The organism is Ruegeria sp. CH10 (assembly GCF_056537125.1).
In genome coordinates this window covers 1133169-1152871 of record NZ_JBQFQY010000001.1, presented here as the reverse complement: position 1 = coordinate 1152871, position 19703 = coordinate 1133169, and the positions used below count along the sequence as shown (strand labels likewise).

General features: G+C 56.7%; 19 protein-coding genes. 9 read left to right on the top strand and 10 right to left on the bottom strand.

Features of this window, described 5'->3' with window-relative positions; translation table 11 throughout:
• Positions 1-154: 154 nt before the first annotated feature.
• From ACRZ94_RS05715 to ACRZ94_RS05700, 4 genes are all read right to left on the bottom strand, one after another.
• Positions 155-1324, bottom strand: a complete 1170-nt coding sequence (locus ACRZ94_RS05715; RefSeq protein ID WP_480649914.1) for a CmpA/NrtA family ABC transporter substrate-binding protein — start codon at positions 1322-1324, stop codon at positions 155-157.
• Positions 1321-1905, bottom strand: a complete 585-nt coding sequence (locus ACRZ94_RS05710) for an ANTAR domain-containing response regulator (protein ID WP_480649915.1) — start codon at positions 1903-1905, stop codon at positions 1321-1323. Before ACRZ94_RS05710 ends, ACRZ94_RS05715 begins: the two co-directional genes overlap by 4 nt.
• A gap of 162 nt (positions 1906-2067) precedes the next feature.
• Positions 2068-4488, bottom strand: a complete 2421-nt coding sequence (locus ACRZ94_RS05705; RefSeq protein ID WP_480796869.1) for a DUF3857 domain-containing transglutaminase family protein — start codon at positions 4486-4488, stop codon at positions 2068-2070.
• Between the two features lie 380 nt (positions 4489-4868).
• Positions 4869-5480 (bottom strand): TetR/AcrR family transcriptional regulator, encoded by a 612-nt coding sequence (locus ACRZ94_RS05700; RefSeq protein WP_480796868.1) that lies wholly within the window; start codon positions 5478-5480, stop codon positions 4869-4871.
• A 146-nt stretch (positions 5481-5626) separates the two neighbouring features.
• Here ACRZ94_RS05700 and ACRZ94_RS05695 point away from each other — a divergent pair, with 146 nt between their 5' ends.
• Both ACRZ94_RS05695 and ACRZ94_RS05690 read left to right on the top strand, forming a co-directional pair.
• Complete coding sequence (locus tag ACRZ94_RS05695) at positions 5627-6091, top strand: (2Fe-2S)-binding protein (RefSeq protein WP_480649918.1); 465 nt, start codon at positions 5627-5629, stop codon at positions 6089-6091.
• Positions 6092-6094: 3 nt separating this feature from the next.
• Positions 6095-8272 (top strand): xanthine dehydrogenase family protein molybdopterin-binding subunit, encoded by a 2178-nt coding sequence (locus ACRZ94_RS05690; RefSeq protein ID WP_480649919.1) that lies wholly within the window; start codon positions 6095-6097, stop codon positions 8270-8272.
• Between the two features lie 131 nt (positions 8273-8403).
• On the opposite strand, the gene ACRZ94_RS05685 is transcribed toward ACRZ94_RS05690, so the two are convergent.
• Positions 8404-9435, bottom strand: a complete 1032-nt coding sequence (locus tag ACRZ94_RS05685) for an NADP-dependent oxidoreductase (protein WP_480796867.1) — start codon at positions 9433-9435, stop codon at positions 8404-8406.
• A gap of 211 nt (positions 9436-9646) precedes the next feature.
• Between ACRZ94_RS05685 and ACRZ94_RS05680 the strand changes: the two genes are divergently transcribed.
• From ACRZ94_RS05680 to ACRZ94_RS05670, 3 genes are all read left to right on the top strand, one after another.
• Positions 9647-10468: a DUF2189 domain-containing protein gene (locus ACRZ94_RS05680; protein ID WP_480649921.1), complete on the top strand. Its 822-nt coding sequence runs from the start codon at positions 9647-9649 to the stop codon at positions 10466-10468.
• Positions 10469-10573: 105 nt separating this feature from the next.
• Positions 10574-10699: a hypothetical protein gene (locus tag ACRZ94_RS05675; protein WP_480649922.1), complete on the top strand. Its 126-nt coding sequence runs from the start codon at positions 10574-10576 to the stop codon at positions 10697-10699.
• A gap of 144 nt (positions 10700-10843) precedes the next feature.
• Positions 10844-11566 (top strand): serine aminopeptidase domain-containing protein, encoded by a 723-nt coding sequence (locus ACRZ94_RS05670; protein ID WP_480649923.1) that lies wholly within the window; start codon positions 10844-10846, stop codon positions 11564-11566.
• A 136-nt stretch (positions 11567-11702) separates the two neighbouring features.
• On the opposite strand, the gene ACRZ94_RS05665 is transcribed toward ACRZ94_RS05670, so the two are convergent.
• From ACRZ94_RS05665 to ACRZ94_RS05645, 5 genes are read right to left on the bottom strand one after another with little or no spacing between them, the layout of a single operon-like run.
• Positions 11703-12077: a nuclear transport factor 2 family protein gene (locus ACRZ94_RS05665; protein ID WP_480649924.1), complete on the bottom strand. Its 375-nt coding sequence runs from the start codon at positions 12075-12077 to the stop codon at positions 11703-11705.
• Positions 12074-12970 (bottom strand): alpha/beta hydrolase, encoded by an 897-nt coding sequence (locus ACRZ94_RS05660; RefSeq protein WP_480796866.1) that lies wholly within the window; start codon positions 12968-12970, stop codon positions 12074-12076. The genes ACRZ94_RS05665 and ACRZ94_RS05660 overlap by 4 nt, the downstream gene beginning before the upstream one ends.
• Positions 12967-13452 carry a flavin reductase family protein gene (locus ACRZ94_RS05655; RefSeq protein WP_480649926.1) on the bottom strand — a complete coding sequence of 162 codons (486 nt, stop codon included), beginning with the start codon at positions 13450-13452 and terminating at the stop codon, positions 12967-12969. Before ACRZ94_RS05655 ends, ACRZ94_RS05660 begins: the two co-directional genes overlap by 4 nt.
• Positions 13449-14126 (bottom strand): glutathione S-transferase family protein, encoded by a 678-nt coding sequence (locus tag ACRZ94_RS05650; RefSeq protein WP_480796865.1) that lies wholly within the window; start codon positions 14124-14126, stop codon positions 13449-13451. Before ACRZ94_RS05650 ends, ACRZ94_RS05655 begins: the two co-directional genes overlap by 4 nt.
• Positions 14119-15309 (bottom strand): LLM class flavin-dependent oxidoreductase, encoded by a 1191-nt coding sequence (locus ACRZ94_RS05645; protein WP_480796864.1) that lies wholly within the window; start codon positions 15307-15309, stop codon positions 14119-14121. The genes ACRZ94_RS05650 and ACRZ94_RS05645 overlap by 8 nt, the downstream gene beginning before the upstream one ends.
• 101 nt (positions 15310-15410) lie before the next feature.
• Between ACRZ94_RS05645 and ACRZ94_RS05640 the strand changes: the two genes are divergently transcribed.
• From ACRZ94_RS05640 to ACRZ94_RS05625, 4 genes are all read left to right on the top strand, one after another.
• Positions 15411-16028 (top strand): helix-turn-helix domain-containing protein, encoded by a 618-nt coding sequence (locus ACRZ94_RS05640; protein ID WP_480649929.1) that lies wholly within the window; start codon positions 15411-15413, stop codon positions 16026-16028.
• Between the two features lie 669 nt (positions 16029-16697).
• A complete protein-coding gene (locus tag ACRZ94_RS05635) occupies positions 16698-17039 on the top strand; it encodes a hypothetical protein (RefSeq protein ID WP_480649930.1) in 342 nt (113 codons plus the stop codon).
• Entirely contained in the window at positions 17029-18309 is a 1281-nt protein-coding gene (locus tag ACRZ94_RS05630) for a type II toxin-antitoxin system HipA family toxin (RefSeq protein WP_480649931.1), read from the top strand. The genes ACRZ94_RS05635 and ACRZ94_RS05630 overlap by 11 nt, the downstream gene beginning before the upstream one ends.
• Positions 18310-18443: 134 nt before the next feature.
• Complete coding sequence (locus ACRZ94_RS05625; RefSeq protein ID WP_480649932.1) at positions 18444-19655, top strand: toll/interleukin-1 receptor domain-containing protein; 1212 nt, start codon at positions 18444-18446, stop codon at positions 19653-19655.
• The last annotated feature ends 48 nt before the right edge of the window (positions 19656-19703 follow it).

The following is a 19703-nucleotide window of genomic DNA, read 5'->3' as shown; positions in this document are numbered from 1 at the left end:
ATTGCGGGCGAATTCCTTCGGTGGGCGTCGTTGCCTTCCGATGTAGTGATTAAGCCACCCGACCTGCGCGGCGTCATCACTTTTCGCTAGTTCCGGGGAGATTTTCTGCGATGCAGCAAGAAATAATGCTGCACTGCGAAAAAAATGGGCACAATTAGGCCGTCGGTTCGAAAATACGGCGGTCGAAAAACACGTTTCGGGGTAGAATCAGGCTGCCATTGACCGAAGCCACCGCAGTCGACTCGGTGAGCGCACCCTCCAGTTTTTCCGATGCACCGGGCGTTTCGACGCCCAGTGATTTGAGTTCCCGGCGGTACAGGTCGCTGCGAAAGACTTTGGCGGCCTGTCGCTCAGCGGTGCCTGTGTCCAAACCGTTTCGTCTTGCAAGTTGGTGGGCGACCCACTTTGCCTGACTGCGCCATGGAAAGGTCGCCGCGCCATCGAAGAATTCGACGAATCCTTTGACCGAGCGTTGTTCTCCACCTGCGGAAATCGTGAATTCGCCCAACAGGGCGCGATCGATCAGCTCGGGCGAAAGGTTGAGGTACGCTTTGCGTGACAACATATCTGACGCGGTCGCTCTGCTTTCCGGATCGGCAAGCCATCGGCCGGCACGCCAAACGGCCCGCATCAGGCTGCCAAGCAGATGTGGCTCTGTCTCGGCCCAGTCTGTTCTGACAGCCAGAACCTTTTCTGGCGCACAGGTCCAGATCGCCTGCCCAGGCAGCAACAAACGTCCGACATTGTCATCAACTGCGACAGAGCCCCAGGGCTCTCCGACGCAAAACGCGTCGATCTCACCGCTTGCCAGCGCCTGTGCCATGAGTGGCGGTGGGACAGTGCGGATTTCGACCTGTTTCGATGCCAGTGCGGTGCCTGCAACCCAATAGCGCAACAGTTCAACATGCATTGAGAAAGGGAAAGGCACCCCAAAGACCAGAACGTCACCGGCGGCCTTTGCCAGCGTCGCTCCGGCAGTTTCGGCATCGTTAAAGTCGAACTCATACCCAAGATCGACCAGCCGAGCCGCCAATTTGGTTCCAACACCAATGACATTGCCATTCAGGGAAAGAACGGACACAGCCGACAACGGTGTCGCGATGCCACCAAGACCCAAAGCCATTGCCACAGGAACCGGAGACAACAGATGTGCCGCATCGACATGGCCAAAGGCCAGCATATCGCGCAACGATGACCATGAGGGGGCAGGCCGCAGATCAAGCGAGATCCCCTCTGCACGATCGAACCCCATCTCGCGGGCCACAATCAAGGGCGCAGCGTCGACCAGCGGCATATAAGCGACGGGCAGGCTGACGGTTCTCATGACAACAACCCCGATGCTGTCACCAAAGCCTCAGCGACATCCGCCACGCGCCGGTTCTGGTTCATCGCGGTTTTGCGCAACAAGGCATAAGCTTCGTCCTCCTGAAGGTTTTTTGCCTTCATCAGCAAGCCCTTTGCCCTATCTATCAGCTTACGCTCTTGCAGTGCGCGGCGGGTCTCTTCCAATTCCACACGCATCTGACGCAGCATTTGGAATCGCGCGATAGCGGTGTCCATCACGGGTTTCAGGCGCTCGGTCTGGAGACCGTCCACCACATAGGCCGAAACCCCGGCCTCGACTGCGGCCTTGGCCAGACCGCCTGCGGCACCGGATACAAACATCGCCACCGGACGCTCCATCGGGCCTGAGGCAACGGTCAGCTCCTCCAACATGTCCCGGGATGGGTTGTCGATATCGATCAGCACGATGTCGGGGCTGTGGGTGGCGATCTTGCGCGCAAGCCCCGATACGTTGCCAATCACAAAGACGTCCACATCACCGGAATCCTTCAAGGCATCGACAATAGCAAGCGCGCGGTCCTGATTTTGTTCGACCACGACAACGGTCAGATTTTGGGTCATAGCCAGTCAGGTGGGCCGAGGGGGTGCCCGGGACAATTTCAAAAGCGCTGATCTTATTGCTGATCGGCGCTTCTGCTTAATAAATCGGCGTTTCCTGGGTGCATTGCAGAAAGACTGCGCAAATGGTTTGCAAGATCGACCGGAATCTGAGGCGCGCACAATCTACAGGCTGGGGTCCATGATGATCAATGCGATCATGGCATAGAAAGGCGCGCACAAAACAAGTACGCCAATGGCGGGCCAGCCGAATCTGGAGTTCTTGCGAATGACGACCGGGTAATCGGAATTCAGCTTTTTCACCTGCACCACCATCGGAAGCCAGGCCAGCAGGGTTGCGCATGTAAAGAGCAGAAGCCAATCCGATACATCCGAGTCCAAATCGGGTTCGTACCACGAAAAGATAGTCCCCACGAGCAGGATTGCAGCCAGCCCCATTGCCCATCTGTGATGGGTTTTAGTCTTGTCCGACCAGGCCGCGATACGGGCAAACAGACTGAAATTTGTGACTGGGTTAAAGACAGCCCGCCAGAACGGAGATACAGGCTGTTCCCCGACATCTCGGATCCATTGCCAGTTCTTAAAGCTCCAGAAGGTCGGATAGACACCTATTGTTCCGATCGTCATCACGATGAATTTGGTAACTGATACCGGGTGATAGACCTGATCCTTGCGCCATTCCACATCCCTGTTTCGTGTCAGAACGGCACCGGTTAACGCTATCAGGCCAACCCCAAAGAAATACACATAGACGGCCAGCATGCCGTCTTCGGTGTCGTCCAACCAATTGTTCGCAGCGACGGCGTCATGCGAAAGGTCAATTGTAAGAGAAACCTGTGTGTCGTTCCGGGCGTCTCGAATGTCTGCCATGGAAGCAGGAAAATCGCTCGCGGTAATCCTGTCTGCTTTTGAGATATAGGTTATTTCTTTGGTATATACGTCGTTCAGGAAGTGCTCGGTGCGATTGTATTCAAATGCTGGTTGCTCAAAGCTTTGCTCGGCAGCGTCTATGGCCCAAGTGTCGTCCAGCAAAAAACGCATCGATTGTCTGGTCCGCGTTGGATGCGAAAGTGCATACGGCATGGTGCGCGCAGCGCCTACAAAATTGGGCATGTCGAAAAGCAGGTCACCCGTATCGGCATAGAACTCGTTGACATCAGGTGTGTCGCTGTCTTTCCAGGCCCCCGGAATGCGGTATTGCCCCGTAATGACCAGCTCACCCGCGGTTTCGTCAATGTCGACCTGCAGATCGGCAATTGCTTCGGTTTGTGGACGGCTGTTCTGGTAGAATTCCAGGAAGGACTTGTTGGCTGCCTTTGGTCCCAGCTTTTGGTACCAGGACAGCATCGCGTCCGCAGAACCCATGCGGTATCTGGAAACGCTGGTCAGTGTTATCGTGTCGGGGTCAGACACCACGTCGTACGTGTCGGTGAAATCCCTGTACAGCTCGGGCTTGGGCGCTTCGACTGGAACAAGGCCGGGGCCATTTTCTGCAACGACAAGACCTTTTCCAAAATCGGCCTGCTGAAGGTGATCAAGATCGCCCAGTTGCACACCGCGCGTCGGATCAAGGAAATAGGTTCGGCCCGCAAGCACAGCTGACACAATGACATGATCGAATGCACTGTGAGAGGGCGGAAAATCCTCAATCGCGTGCCGGTGGTCAAAATCAACCAATACCGGAGATGCCTCAATCCCAAGCTCGGCCAACAAAGCGATAAGAAGGACGACCATGTCCTTGCAGTCACCAAACCGGTTGCGCAGAACCTGATCTGGCTGACGCGGTACAAAGCCACCCGGTCCGATTTCTATGCCAAGATAGCGGATTTCACGTTGGACGAAATCCAGGGCCGCGCGCAGACGGTCTTTGTTGGAAACGTGCTTGTTTCGGATTTCGGTGGCAATTTGCTGCAACTCGGCGGATTGCAGGTTGCTGACGTCATAGAAGGGCGCGAAATGTGCACCGACTGCCGCCCAGCTGTCATAGCTGCTGAGGTATGTCGTAGGGTATGGTATATACCAGCTGGGCAAGTCGTCATCGACATCAATCGCCGGAATGTTGTCCTGGACCCAAAGGTATTCGGTCTCATCCCCAATGTCCGAGATGGCGGGGAGGCGAGGGTCTCTGAAAGACCGATCCTGTATTTCGGTGTGGTCAGGGACGAGTACGCGTTTGTATTGGTATTGAACCGGTGCGCCGTATTGCAGTTGCACACGGGCTGAAAACTCTGAACCCAGCGCAGGGTTCCGGCCGTGGATGGTGTAGGAATAGTCCAGAATGTCTCCGGCGCGCACATCGGGGACTAGGTAGGACAGCACCATTTCGCCGTTGTAAATCAGCTTATCACGGTCGACTTCCGCGCGATACATGTCGAACAGTGAGCGGTCCAGTATATCTGACACTACGCCATCACGTACGCGGTGCAGGTGGTGGAACGAAATAACCTGATAACTGGGATCAAACCTTATCGAGAGGGATGAGTTTTCTTCCACCGCGTTGGGGGTCGTCAGTTGTTCGGCGTAGTGCAGAAAGGCATGGGTATCGGATTCGCTATGCCTGATTTGGGTGTCGACCAGCAAATACATGACTTCGCGGTCCCGGCCCAAAGGAAACCCTGCTTCTGGGCGATCTATCTTGTTGATCCAGGATGCAGGCGGTTCAATTGTCAGGTAACGCGTGACGTCCTGTGCCCATGCTGACGAAGTGCAGAAAACGACGAGCAAAAAAGCAAAAATACGTGCCATTCCAACAGGAATACCTTCTTGTTTTCAATGCAGTGGTTTTAACAACCTTGTTTTGGTCCGAGAAAGAGGTCTCGTGCGTTTTGTAAAACTGGCATGTCGCGTGTGACGAAAATACCAAGGGTTTCGGCTATCGACTTAAGCGAGAAATGCAGGAACAGGGGATGGTATTGAAGCCGTCTGCGGTGGGCGGCATTTCGGGCATGAAGGCCGCCATTCATGATCTAAGGGCCGTATACCCCATACCGGCACAACACCATTTCCACGGTGCTGTCGATCACCTTTTGCATATCTTCTGCACTGATAACCGCGTCCGAGAAGACATACGGCCAAAAGGCACGTGCTTTCAGCAGGCCCACAAATTCCTGGGCCGCGGCATCCGGGTCTTCGATATGCAGCGCACCTGCTTTTGCGGCGTCAGACAGGAACTGGCTGAACACGCTGTGGGCATCGATTTTCATCTGGCTGTTTTGGACCACCTCGGGGTTGCGCAGGTTTTCGCTGATCAGCATCCGCGCGGTTCCCATGACCTCGTACGAGACGAAAAGCCGGCCCTCGGCTTCGGCCAGTTCGGTCAGTTGCTGCCGGATGTCACGCGCGGGCGAATAGGTTATGTCCAGTTCGGCCGCCATGCGTCCCCACATAAGTTCAACGATGGCGGAAAACAGGTTTTCTTTGCTTTCAAAGTGCTTATAGACCGTTCGCTTTGACACTTCGGCCCGCGTTGAAATGCGATCCATACTGGCATCGCTGAATCCCCGTTCCTGGAATTCGGCAATGGCAGCTTTGATGATCTGCTCTCGTTTGATCTGGGTCAGAGAAGTGGGCGTGTCCATGTCGTTCCGGCTTTGGTCTGCGGGCAACCTATCGGCATTTTGGCAGGCTGTAAACTTTACCGTTTACTTTTCGAACTTTTGCGCTAGGGTACACTCTTGAGTTTACACCAGACAGGTCGTCTTCCCCCAACAGGAGATCCCCATCCATGACCATTTCCCTGAAATTGAATGGCAAGACCCATCAGGTCACGTCCGAACCGGGCACCCCGCTGCTGTGGGTGATCCGGGATGAGCTGAAACTGACCGGAACCAAGTTTGGTTGCGGTGTCGCCTCGTGCGGGGCGTGCACCGTTCACCTGAACGGGGAACCCGTGCGGTCGTGCCAGACCTATATCGAAGATGTCGAGGGTGGCGAGGTGACCACCATCGAAATGATGGAGCAGGACAAGATCGGTGCTGCTGTTCAGCAGGCCTGGCTTGAGCTGGACGTTGTCCAATGCGGATATTGTCAATCCGGCCAGATCATGAGCGCCGTGGGACTGTTGCGCGAAAACGCGTCGCCCACGGCGGAAGAGGTCGACGATTACATGCATGGCAATGCCTGCCGCTGTGCCACCTACCAACGCATTCGCGCAGGCGTTCTGCGCGCATCTGAAATCCTGGAGGCGTAAGAGATGACATCCACTCTATCCCGCCGCGGCTTTCTGAAATCCGCCGCCGCCGCAACTGCCGTTCTGTATGTTGGTGCAAATGCCCAAGGGGCTTTGGCCGCCGGTTCATCTGCCGATGCCATGCTCAACCCCTTCGTCAAAATCGGTGAGGATGGCCGGGCCATCGCGATTGTCAAACATGTGGAATTCGGGCAGGGCGCGGCCACGGGTTTGACAGCACTGATCGCCGAAGAACTTGGCGTCACCATGGACCAGATCGACTATGAATTCGCGCCGTCCAACCCGCAGGTTTACAACAATCTGCTCTTTGGCCCGTTCCAGGGCACGGGTGGCTCGACGGCCATTGCAAACTCTTACCAACAATATCGCAACGCCGGTGCCGCCGCGCGTGAGATGTTGATCGCGGCTGCGGCCGAAGCGTGGGATGCTGATTCTTCAAGTCTTGATATCGTCGACGGTATGATCACCGGTGGCGGTAACTCCGCCCCATTGGGCGCGTTCGTGGCTGCCGCCGCCACGCAGGCAGCCCCGGAAGCGCCGCGTTTGCGCGAGGCCTCTGAATGGAAGATCATCGGCAAGGATCAGACGCGCCGCGTTGACAGTGCCGTCAAGGTCAACGGCAGCGGCCAATATGCGATGGACCTGCAGTTGGACAACCAGATGGTTGTCATGATCTCGCGCGCTCCAAACTATGGGGCAACCGTGGCCGGTTTTGACGACAGCGGCGCGAGTGAGGTCAAGGGCTTCATCATGGCGCAGGCGCTGCCCAACAAAGCAGGCGTTGCGGTTTATGCCGAAAACACCTGGTCGGCGATGCAGGCGCGGGACGCGATTACCGTGGATTGGGACATGTCGGGCGCAGAAACACGCTCGTCGGATGAGATCAAGTCCGAGATCATGGCCGCACTGGCGGCAGAGCCCGAACTGAACGTGAACAAGGCCGATGCTGCGGCTGTGTCCGCAGCGATTGACGGGGCCGCGACAGTGCTGGAGAAAGAGTTCTATTTCCCATTGCTGGCCCATGCTCCGATGGAGCCACTGACCTGCACGATTGAACAAACCGCCGATGGGGACATCGTTCTGCATGACGGGGCCCAGATGCCCACCGGTCCGCATATGGCTTATCAGCAGATCTTTGACCTGCCTGCCGAGAAAATCCACGTCAACTCCATGTTGGCAGGGGGATCGTTTGGTCGTCGTGCCACACCGGATGCGGATTATCAGGTTGAGGCCGCGCTGGCCTTTGTCATCACCGACCGCTCGCGCCCGGTCAAACTGGTCTGGACGCGCGAGGATGACATTCGCAGCGGCTATTACCGCCCGGCCAATGGCCACAAAGTGCGCGTCGGGCTGGATGCGGATGGCAATATCATCGGCTGGGATCACCGCGTCGCGGGCCAGTCGATCATGATCGGCACTGCGTTCGAGGCGTTCGCGGTGAAGGATGGCGTTGATGGTTCGGTCGTTGAGGGTGTCCACGAAAGCCCCTATCAGATCCCGGGCCTCGCTATTGGTTTGACCTATACGAAAAAGGCAACGTCTGTTCTGTGGTGGCGGTCGGTCGGGCATACCCATACGGCCTATGTGATGGAAACCATGATGGATCTGGCGGCGCGGACGGCGGGCCGCGATCCGGTTGAATACCGTCTGGGGTACCTTGGCGGCGACGCCCGCAAAGCCAACGTTCTGAAAGTCGCCGCAGGGAAGGCGGACTGGGGCAATGCCAAAGCGGGCATCACTCAGGGGATCGCGGTGCACAAATCATTCGGGTCCTATGTCGGCATGGTCGTCGACATTTCGGGCAATCTTGAAGATGGCATTCAGATCGAAAAGGTCACCGCTGCGGTCGACTGTGGCGTGGCTGTCACCCCTGATCAGGTCAAAGCTCAGATCGAAGGGGGCATCGGCTATGGTATCGGTCACGTGATGCGCGGCCAGATTACGCTGGATGGTGGTGTGGTCGAGCAGTGGAACTTCCCAGATTACGAGCCGCTGCGCATTTCCGACATCAAGGCGATTGAGGTGCATGTCGTGCCGTCCGCCGAGGCTCCGACCGGTGCCGGTGAACCCGGTACGCCGCCGGCCGCGCCAGCCTTGGCAAACGCGATCGCGACCCTGACGGGCGACGACCTGTTTGTGTCGGTCCTGCCGATGAGTGAAAACGGCGTTTCTTTCGCCTGATCAGGCGGAAAGGAAGGTTGCGCAATCAACAATGAAAGGGGCGGTGCCATGTGTGATGGCGTCGCCCTTTTTCTGTTCGTGATGTTCTTGGCACGGATATTGCTGCTACATCGGCGCAAGGGCGTCCGACCCTAACCGACCTTCACAACCATTTTGCCGAAATTGCCGCCATCCAGAAGTTGGTTGAAGGCGTCCGGCGCGTTCTCCAACCCCTCAACGACGTGTTCCTTATAAGCAATCGAGCCGTCTTTGAGCCACCCGGTCATGTCGCGCACAAACTCTTGGTACACATCGGGGCCAAAACTGTCGAAGATGATGAAACCCTGCATCTTGACCTTCATCCGCAGCAGCGTGCCCATGATGGCGGGGGCCATATCCGGCCCCTCGGGCAGGCCAGGCAGGTTGTACCACGCGACAATCCCGCAGACAGGCACGCGGGCAAACGGGTTCAAAAGCGGCAAAACCGCATACAGAACCTTGCCGCCAACATTTTCGAAATAGACATCGATGCCATCGGGGCACGCACCGCGCAGCTGCTCGGCCAAATCCTCTGCCCTGTGGTCAACGCACGCATCGAATCCAAGGTTTTCCACAACATGCGCGCATTTTTCGGGCCCGCCCGCGATGCCGACCACACGGCAACCTTTGAGCTTTGCAATCTGGCCAACCGTTGCACCCACCGGTCCCGCCGCAGCGGCGACAACCACTGTCTCGCCTGCCTTGGGCTCTCCGATCTTCAAAAGGCCCGCATAGGCGGTATAGCCGGGCATACCCAAAATCCCCAACGCCCAGGATGGGTTTTCCGGCGTCTTGCCCAGATTGACCACCTGTGTGCCATCCGAGACGGCATAATCCTGCCAGCCGCTCATGTTCAGCACATAATCACCGGCCTCAAACCCGTCCAAGTGGGATTCGACCACTTGCGCCACGACCTGAGCCGTCATGACGCCACCGATGGCGACAGGCTCGGCATAGGATTTTGCATCATTCATACGCCCGCGCATATAGGGGTCCAGCGACAGAAACTCGGTCCGTACCAACATCTGGTCTGGGCCCGCTATGGGGATGTCGGTGGTTTCAAGGCGCAGCGTATTGGCGTCGGGCCGTCCTTTCGGACGTTCGGCAAGGACGATACGGCGATTGATGTCGGATGATTGTGGCATTGGATATCCTGACTGAATACTGAGGCGCTGTGTAACAATGCAAGATCGTCCGAAACTGTCCAGAGTGAAAGAGGACTGGTATGCTTCAAAGGCTGCCGCATGAGGGTTCGACGCCAAACCGCAAAACCCGCCACAGGGCGTTTTTATCGACCGATACTGCACCCTTGCCCAAAAACGGCGTGTGACGCACACTTAGCTCAGGAGGACCGCCGTGACATCCGAAACCGCAAAAACTTCGCCAGTGAAAGAGCAAAACCCGCAGCAGCGCGGATTGCCCGTAGTGAACCGTGTAACGGCTGATGATATCGCGGCATCGCTGAAGGCCGGATTTTCCGACTTTCTGTCACGTCCTGTCCTGAGCGGCTTTTTCGGTCTGTTCTATGCGATTTTCGGCCTGCTGTTCGTATGGGGCCTTGTCTGGCTTGGTCAGATTTGGATGATTATTCCCGCCGCGGTGGGCTTTCCTCTGATCGCGCCATTCGCCGCAGCCGGGCTTTATGAAATGTCCCGCCGCTTGCAGACCGGCGAAAGCTTTGGCTGGTCCGAGATTCTGGGCGTCATGGCCAATCAGCGCAAACGAGAAATGGGGTGGATGGCCTTTGTCACGCTGTTCGTTTTCTGGGTGTGGGTCTATCAGGTGCGGCTTTGGCTGGCGATCATCCTGCAGAATGCCTCTTTTTCGAATTTCGACGGGTTTCTGCACACGGTGTTCTTCACCCCGCAAGGATGGATTTTTCTTGCCATCGGGACCTGCATCGGCGCGTTTTTGTCGGCTGTTTTGTTCTCGGTCACCGTTATTGCCATGCCCATGCTGCTGGAGCGGGAAACCAACTTTGTCTCGGCCATGCTGACCTCCCTTCGTGTTGTCGCGGAAAGCCCTGTTGTCATGCTCGGCTGGGCCGCCATTATTTCGGTCACCATGTTGCTGTCGATGGTGCCCGCATTTCTGGGCCTGATCTTCACGCTGCCGATCCTGGGCCATACAACCTGGCATCTGTATCAGCGCGCCGTGCAGCTACCGGCAGAGGACTGATCACAGCACTGTCACACAGGTTTGACCCAGGCGTCAGCCGTGCTGTGTTACGCAAGATCGGCAGCCCTGGGGTTGCATCCTTGCAACGAATGTAAAGGCAAACACATGATCCGAGCCGCCCTTATCACCGCCAGCCTGTTCTTTGTGGCCGCCTGCGATGGCCCAACCGGTGGCAGCGCCGAAAACCAAACACGCGAATTCGAAGACAGCTTTCGCAACAGTGGCAGCTAATGCCATCGCGTCGGGTTGAACACGGTTTAGCCCGGCGTTTTGAGAACCCGATCTGTCCGTAAAAATGGTCCCGGCTCTGACGGGCGCGCCGGAGCATCAAACGGAAGATCTGTTGCCCTGTCTGCCAATCCTCACGGTGTTCCCATGATCAGATCATTCCTTATCTTTGTTTGCGCAATGCTGGTAAGCGCTGCTGCCGCTGCCGAAACTGTACAGTTCAAGGCCCAAGATGGGGTTGTTGTCACCGCCGAATTCCAAAAGCCCTCCAAAACCTATGACACCGTTCTCGTCCTGTTTCACATGGCCGGGGCCAGCCGGGGTGAATATACCGAGATTGCCCGGCGCCTGAACGGGCTTGGTTATGCGACGCTAGCCGTCGATCAGCGGTCCGGCGGCAGGTTTAGCGGTGTCAAAAACGAAACAGCAGCCAGGGCAGGGGGCAATGTGGCCTACACTGCCGCCATCCCCGACATGAAGGCAGCAGCAGCCTGGGCACGTCAAAACGCAAACGCGCGAAAAATCGGGGTCCTTGGGTCTTCTTACTCTGCGGGTTTGGTTCTTGTGCTGGCTGCGGAAGATGCAGGTTTCGCAGATGCCGTCATGGCGTTTTCTCCGGGTGAGTATTTCGGTGGCAAAGACTATGTCTCAAAACGGCTTGGCACGCTGAATGCACCCGTGTTTCTTACATCGGCTCGAAATGAAACGGGTCAGTGGAAGCCATTCGCGGCGAAAATCGACGGCCCCGTCACCGGGTTTACGCCAGCAGGCCGGGGGCGTCACGGCGCATCCGCGCTTGTTAGTGGCAATGGCAAGGAATACTGGACAGCACTGACCACGTTTCTCGAGACACATTTACCACCCGGCTGAGCGCGCATCGGTTGCTAGGGACAAGGTATCCGACCCTGATTGGGCACCAAGGTTCTTGAAACGGCGCAGCGTTATGTCCGGGTGGGAACAGAGCGACGATAACGCTGCGTGGTCAACGGAGGGCTAAGGCGGCTCGTTAGCTGGTTCGCTGTTTATAATACGTGTCTTTGTGTACGATCAGCCCGTCGCGATAGGTCAGGATATCGACACTGAGAAACTCTTCTTTTGTGCCATCCTTATGCGTCGCGGTGCGGCGGTATTCACAATAGGCTTTGTTGCCGGAAATTGCGCAATCCAGCGTTTCCCAGTGGACGTTCTCGACTTTTTCGAACAACGCGGAAAAGGCCCCGCGGATTGTCTCGGCCCCTTCAAGGCGCACGCCATGCTCTTCGGGGCCGACGGCGTGGTCAAATGTTGCATCTTCGGCGAAGTGCTTCATCACGGCGTCGATGTCATTGGCGTTGAAGGCATCACCGACAGAGTCGACGAGATCTCGGGTCAAAGCAGTCATGCGTGTGGTCCTTTTCCTTGAAGCATAGAGCACGTGTGTTTGAAGAAGGGGCTTGCCGGGTCAACCAGCGTGTTCAGTTCGTCAAAATGATCGACGTCGGGCACGACATAGAGGCCAATCTGGCGGTCTGCGGTTTCGTATTTTTCGACATACATGCGCGCTTGACGGTGGAATTCGTCCGTTTCTGCGCCACCGACAACGACCAGTTGCGGTGCATTTGTAACTGGGGGATGGCTGGTCATCGGGCTTTCGGCTTCAGCCTCTTCGGGAGTCATCCGGATGCCAGCATTGAGCGCTTCTGTCAGACGCACCGGTTCGAGGTAGCTAAGCGGTGACACCGGGATACCGGATTTGATCAGATCCGTAGGAAGATCATCGTCAAACGCAGGCCAGTTGGTCGCCATCATCATTTGAGTGATGTGACCTCCGGCCGAGTGGCCCATCACGGTGATATTGTCCGGATTGAGGCCCAGATCACGCGCATTGCGCCAGATAAATGCCAAGGCTTCGCGGATTTCTTCGGAAATACGGGTGATGGTCACCGATGGGCAAAGATCATAGCCGATGACCACAACATTGATCCCAGCCGCGACAAAGGGCGGAGCGATGAAGCTGTAAATCGACTTGTCGCCACGCTGCCAATAGCCGCCATGCACATAGACCAGCGTTGGCGCATCCACATCCTGACACCGGAAAACATCCAGCTTTTGCTTCTCGCCTTCCCCGTAACGGATATCGAGGCTGCAATCGGATGAGGCGCGCGCGGCCTCGCTGTCGCGGCTCCAGGCCGGAATGACGGTGGCTTCGTAATCCGGTCGTCCGGCCCGCAGGTTGTATTGCGCGTCGAACTCATCGGGGCCGAAACGGGTGTGGTAGGTCAGATGATCGCTCATGACAAAGCCTCGGGTTGGGGCGCAGAGAAGAATGCGCCACGGCAAAAGACAAGTGGTGGAACGGGCACATGGGTGTAGTTGATGACGCGGCCCAGAAGGATCTCATGATCGTCTGCATCGACCCTGCCGTGAACCGTGCATTCCAATTGCGCCGAGGCACCTGGGATCAAAGGCGTCTCGCTTCCCGGTGTCCACTCGGTGTCGGTGAACCGGTTTTCGACATCGCTGGCGAAGTGCATGGCAAGGTTTTTCTGATCGGCCGACAGGATGTTGACCGCGAAATGAGCCGATTGCGACAGCGTCGGGAACACCCGGCCTGACTTTGCGATGCAAACCGAGATCACCGGCGGCTGCAACGAGACCGAGGTAAAGGAATTGGCCGTCAGACCCCATGGCGCGCCGTCCGCGTCGTAGGCGGCGACAATGGTCACCCCTGTTGGAAAGGCGCCAAGGGCGCGGCGATAGTCTCGGATATCCATCATAGCACTCCTTCGCTGGCACAGGCTTTTTCCAAAGCAGCCCATTCATCGGGGTTGGTCCCGAACGGGCGCATGACGTGAGCCTGATAGGCGGGGCGCTCTGCCAGCCGTTGATACCATGCCTCGACGTGCGGCAAGGGCGGGCGGTCGACTTCGACATTGAAATAGCGGTAGGCCACGCATCCCAATGGGATATCCGCCATCGTAAAGCTGTCGCCGCAGACATAGGTGCGATCCGTAAGATGCCGATCCAGAATGGTCAGGGCCTCATGCGCTTCATCGCGCAGCTTGGCGATCTTTTCTGGGTCACGCTGATCGGGTTGTGTGCGCACCGTTGCAAAGAACAGGTAGATCACCGGCCCAAAAGCACGGCTGGCCGACCACTCCATCCATTGATCCGCAATCGCGCGGGTCTGAATGTCGGACGGGCTGAGCGTTCCAGCGCCGTACCGGTCACAAAGATAGCGCACGATGGCGAGGCTTTCCCACAGCGCAAAATCCCCATCCCGGATCGCCGGGATCATCTTATTGGGATTGATCTGTGCGTACATCTCGGTGTCCAGCTTGCCAAAGCTGCCCCCGGCCAATTGCAGCGTATACTCCAACCCCAGTTCATTCGCGGCCCAGATCACCGGGATGACGTTTGATGAATAGGGACGCCCCCAAATCTCAAGCATGTTCAAGCACCCTTTTCTGGGCGATGGACTGCGTGCCAAACCTTGGGACGACGTGTTCGAACAAACGATGCCAACTGGCCAGGATCTTTTCGTAGGGCACACCGGTGTATTGCTGCATCAGCATAAGGTGATCGAGGCCGATGGTTTCCTGCCGTTCCGCAAACCGATCCGCGACGTATTCGGCGTCGCCCACCACGATGATCCCGCGTTTATTGAGGAAGTCGAACCAATCCATATCCTCATCCTCGGGCGTCATCTCTTCGCCGACATCCAGATAGCCGTGCTTGGTCCATTCCCCCTTGGGACGCGATCCGCCGAGGAATTCATAGTAAGCATTGATCGGGCCGCGGATCGTGTTCACCGCTTCTTCCATGCTTTCACCGACGTAAAAGGCTGTACAGACACCAACACCTTCGCCCAGCTTCACCTCGCGCCCTTCGCGTTGCGACAGGGCCTGACGATAAGGTTCCCAACAGGCCAGCGTCGCCTTTGGTCCTGCCGCCATCGAAATCACACCCCAGCCACGCTCGCCAGCCAGTTTGAATGTCGGCGGGGCATTCGACATCAGCCAGACCGGCGGATGCGGGTCGGAATATGGGCGCGGATGCACATACATCGCTTTGTATTCGCCATCCTCACCGTGATAACGCGGGTCCAGAGGGTCAAAGAACCGGTTGGTCTCTTTCCAGCCGGGGACGGGAAACTGATAGAATTCGCCGCGATGGGTGAATGCCTCGTTGGTCCAGGCTTTCAGGATAATCTCAAGGCTCTCCTGATACAGCCGCATCACCTTGGCATTGTCGCGCCGGTCCGCATCCTTGTTGAACTGGAGGGTCGAGCGTTCGTTGATGCCCTTGGCAACGCCGAAATCGAACCGGCCTTGGGTCATATTGTCCAGCATCGCGGCATCTTCAGCCACGCGCAAAGGATGCCAGTCCGGCAAAATGATGGGGGCTGTTCCGACCCGCAGTTTCTTGCAATGTGCGGCGACATGGGTGCCCATCTGGATCGGGTTGGGCGGCGCATTCATGTACCCGTTGTGGGCAAAGTGATGCTCGGTAAACCATGCGGTTGTGAAACCAGCCTGCTCGGCCAGCGAACACTGTTCGAGGATCATTTCCAGCGTACGAGCCCAGGGAATCGTCTCACCAGGGCTAAAATTAGCAATCAGATCAAAGCGCATGGTGTCCTCCCAAACAGTGGCGATTAGTTGATTTTTTGTTCGCTTTTCAACTAAGTTGATTTTCTCTCGAAAAGTCAACTGAAAACCATTAGTGGAGTGTTATGGATCAGGATGTCGACCAGAGTGATGCCCAACGGCTTGGCAGTGAAATCCGCGAGGTGCGCAAAGCCCGCGGTCTGACCTTGCAGGATCTTTCAAATGAGGTGTCCTGCTCAAAAGCCTACCTCAGTCGGATTGAATTGGGATCGGCGAAGGTTTCGTCAGAGTTACTGGGCGAAATCAGCAAAGCGCTGTCCGTTGATCCAAGTTGGTTTTTCCCTAAAAAGACCGGTCAGGGGCCGCTTGAGCGCAAGCATGTTGTAAGGGCCGAAAATCGCCGCGCGTTGTCAGGAATGTACACCCGGTCGACCGAAGAGTTGGGGTTCGAGGATGAGCTTTTGTCCAGCACGCTTGCGGGTGATTGCTACATGATACTGTCCCGCTTCCGCCCGGGCGCTGGCACCCCACCTGAGCCGTTAGAAGGCTATTCCTTTGAGGGTGAACAACACGCGATTATCTTGACCGGCGAGGTCGAGTTGCACTTGGGTGACGAGGTGATCGTGCTGCGCGAAGGGGACAGTTTTTCTTACCCCTCACGGATCGCGCACCGTTTCCGCAACCACACGGACAAAGAGGCAACAATGGTCTGGGCAATGTCGCCGATCCGGATCACCTGGTGACGCATAATTGGGGATCGTCTGAACGACGAAATACGTGTGGTTATAGTGGTGCCGGGGGCGTAATCGAACCGCCGACACAAGGATTTACAATTTTCCTAGGTTCCTATGCAAGCACTACCAAGTCGGTTCATTCCATCGCAATAGGCATTTCCATTGAACGGCTTGCAGTCTTCAGAGCCAATATCTGCCCGCTAAGTCATTTCATCCTAGCCTCGGCGCCCTCGGCCCCCATCCTACATGCCGCGCTGTCACGAGCGCATGCGAGGGAACGGCCCTGACCGTTGACAGGGCGGCGCGTCCGGCCAGAACGCGGCCCCTACTTTCGAAAACGAACAGGAAGACACCTGAAGACCGTCACGCACCAAAGCGCGAGGGATCAAAGCCGCATGGCCGAGACCGCTACAAAAGCGGGCTTGGTTTACGAGAGCCCGGTCCTGCTATGCCAAAGGCCACGCAGGGCGCGCCCTACCGGATTTATCCGCAGAAAGTATCAGATTCTGATACTTTTCGAGTTCGGATCAGGATTTGTCCAGTGAATCGCTGAAAACTGCTTTATATAGCGACTTACGACGCCAAAAGTGCTTTAAAAGGCATTTTTTTGACAATATCTGCCAATAAGTGTATGCTTTAAAAGGCAGTAAAATAACGATAAGGGGCTTTAGAAAGCACATGGCAAGAAAGAACCTTCTCCTGGAAGCACCGCCCTATGAGGTCGAACAGGCCATCAGACGGCTGGGCACCAATCTCCGCACAGCACGGCTGCGCCGCAACCTGACCATTGAGCAGGTCGCCGAAAAGATTGGCACCGGCCCGCGCGCCGTCATGGACGCTGAAAAAGGCAAGCTCGCGACCGGCATGGCGGTCTATACGGCGCTGCTATGGAGCTATGACCTGCTGCACCCGTTCAAGGAGCTTGCCGACCCGCTAACCGACAGCGAGGGCCTTGCTCTTGACCAACTAAGTGGCCGCGAGCGGGCACGCTCCGGCAAAGGGCTCGACAATGACTTCTAAGCCCGGCGCTAGCGAATGCTTTGTCTATATCATGCTGCCCGGAACGAACAGCTTCGTAACAGCGGGGCGTTTCGTGCTGGAACCGGACCGGACAGGTGTGCCGGTCGGTCGTTTCGTCTATGGCAAAAGCTATCTCGATAACCCGGATGCAGTGCCGATCGATCCGATCGAACTCAAGCTGACGGGCACGACCTATCAGACCGCAGCCCTAAAAGGCGTGTTTGGCGCGCTGCGTGATGCCGGGCCCGACTATTGGGGGCGGCGCGTCATCGAAAAACACGCGGGCATGCCGCAGCTGGGCGAGATCGATTATTTGCTCTATGCGCCTGATGACCGTGCTGGAGCGCTCGGCTTTGGTCTGGGAGCAAAACCGCCCGCACCGCAAAGAAAGTTCAACAAGACACTCGATCTGGAAAAGCTGATCGGGCTCGCCGATGCGATCATAGACGGAGAGGACGTTCCTGACGGGCCGGAAGCCGGACAGGTCGAGGACCTGATGTTGATCGGTACCTCAATGGGCGGTGCCCGTCCGAAGGCCGTGGTCGAAGATGATGAGGGCCTGTGGATCGCAAAATTCAACAGACCTGATGATAAATGGAACTACGCGCGCGTGGAGCACGCGATGCTTGAGCTCGCCCGTGCCTGCGGCCTCCAGACGGCACAAAGCCGCGTCGCCAGCGTTGGTGATCGCGATGTTCTGCTGGTCAAACGCTTTGACCGCGAACGCACTGATCAAGGTTATCTGCGCGCCCGCATGATGAGCGGCCTGACGATCCTGCGCACAGAGGACACGCATCAGCATCGTGACCGCTGGTCCTATGTGCTGCTTGCCGAAGAGCTGCGCCGCCTAAGCGCGCGGCCCAGGGATGACGCGCGCGAGCTATTTGCGCGCATGGTCTTCAACGCGCTGATCTCGAATACTGACGATCACCCGCGCAACCATGCAGCGATTGCGAGAGACAAGGATTGGCGGCTTTCAGCGGCCTACGATCTGACACCTTCGATACCGATCAGCGAAGAACGGCGCGACCTTGCTATGACCTGCGGAGACTATGGCCGGTACGCGAATGCGGAGAACATGCTTTCGCAATCCGCCCGCTTCCACCTCACCTCGGACGAAGCCACAGCGATTATCGACGGGATGGAAGAGCAGATCAAAGCGACCTGGTATGAAACCGCGCGCCGCGAAGGTGTCGCTGGGGCGCACTGCGAGGCCATCAGCAAGGCTTTCGCCTATCCGGGCTTTCGGCTGAAGCCGCAGGACCCGTAAAACCGCTAGGACATCACTTGTTCAACCAGAAGATTAAGTGATAAAATTCAAGCAAGTATGGTTGTCTGAATTTTCGGCAAAGAGCCAAGGCTTCTGTATGTTTTCAACAAGAAAAAGAGAGGCCTGGCAGAGTAATGATTAGTTTCGAGATCGGCGGTCGCCGCGTCAAACCTGAGAACATTGCTGACGCACTGGAAGCGGCAATGCTCGAAGCCATTGCAGGACAGATACGGGAAAAGATTGGCTCGATCCGCGATCCGAAGACGGGAGAATTTCCGACAATCGTCATGCGCGGAGAGTCCCTTGATAGTCTCTCTATGCATGTTGAAGGCTCACCGGCCCTTATCGAGGCCGTGCGATCCCGGATGGAAGATGATGAGATGCTGGAAGAGCAAATTGACGCTGGCGATACGACCATTCCAAAGGTTTTCCTGTCCTACACCCATGAGAACATGGAACTTGCCCGCAATGTTGCACAGACCCTGCAATCAAACGGCATAGATACCTGGTGGGACCAGTGGTGTATCAACGCTGGTGACAGCCTGCGTCAAAAGATCGACGAGGGTCTTGGTGAGTGCACTCACTTTCTGGTCTTGCTAACGCCTGAATCCATCAAAAAGCCCTGGGTCAATCAGGAAATGGATGCAGGACTGGTACGCAGGCTCAATAGCAAATGCCGGTTTCTGCCGATACGCTATCAGCTTCCAGCATCGGAGCTGCCGCCTTTATTGTCCGGCATGCATGCACCCGAGATTGGCGATGACGGCGATATTTCCCAGCTGATTTCTGATATTCACGGTGTTACCCGCAAACCGCCAATCGGCCCCAAGCCGGATGCAGTTGTGTCCTCAGAAGAGACTGAGACTGGCTATTCTCCCGCAGCCAATGCCGTTGCCAAGCTGTTCGTGCGACAGTCCCGGCATGGCAGGTTCGCAGACCCGCAGATCAACGCTGAGGACATAGCAGAGCAAACCGGTTTGAGCCTGGACGACACGCAAGACGCGCTGTTTGAACTCTCGCCATTCTTTAAAGACACATCCATCCATGTTCTGGTAAAGGGCGCGCTGTTTGCAGAATTTGATCGCCATTGGATGGAGTGGGACACGAGAGACGATGCCCTGCGGCTCGCTGCGGACATTATGAATGATGAAGACTTTCCATCTGATTGCGGCGAAATAGCAGAGCGTTATGGCTGGGAGGCGCGCCGTCTGAACCCGGTTGCCGCCTATTTGCACGAGCGCGATTTGATCATGGACTACAATGTCATGGGGAACGGCAATTTTGACATGATCCGCATCGTTGGCAAGGAAGGCCCGCTCCGCCGCTTCATAAAAAGCCGTCGGTAGCAGCCCTAGTATTTTGTATCGACAAGAAACCCCGTGCGCCCGCCGCAC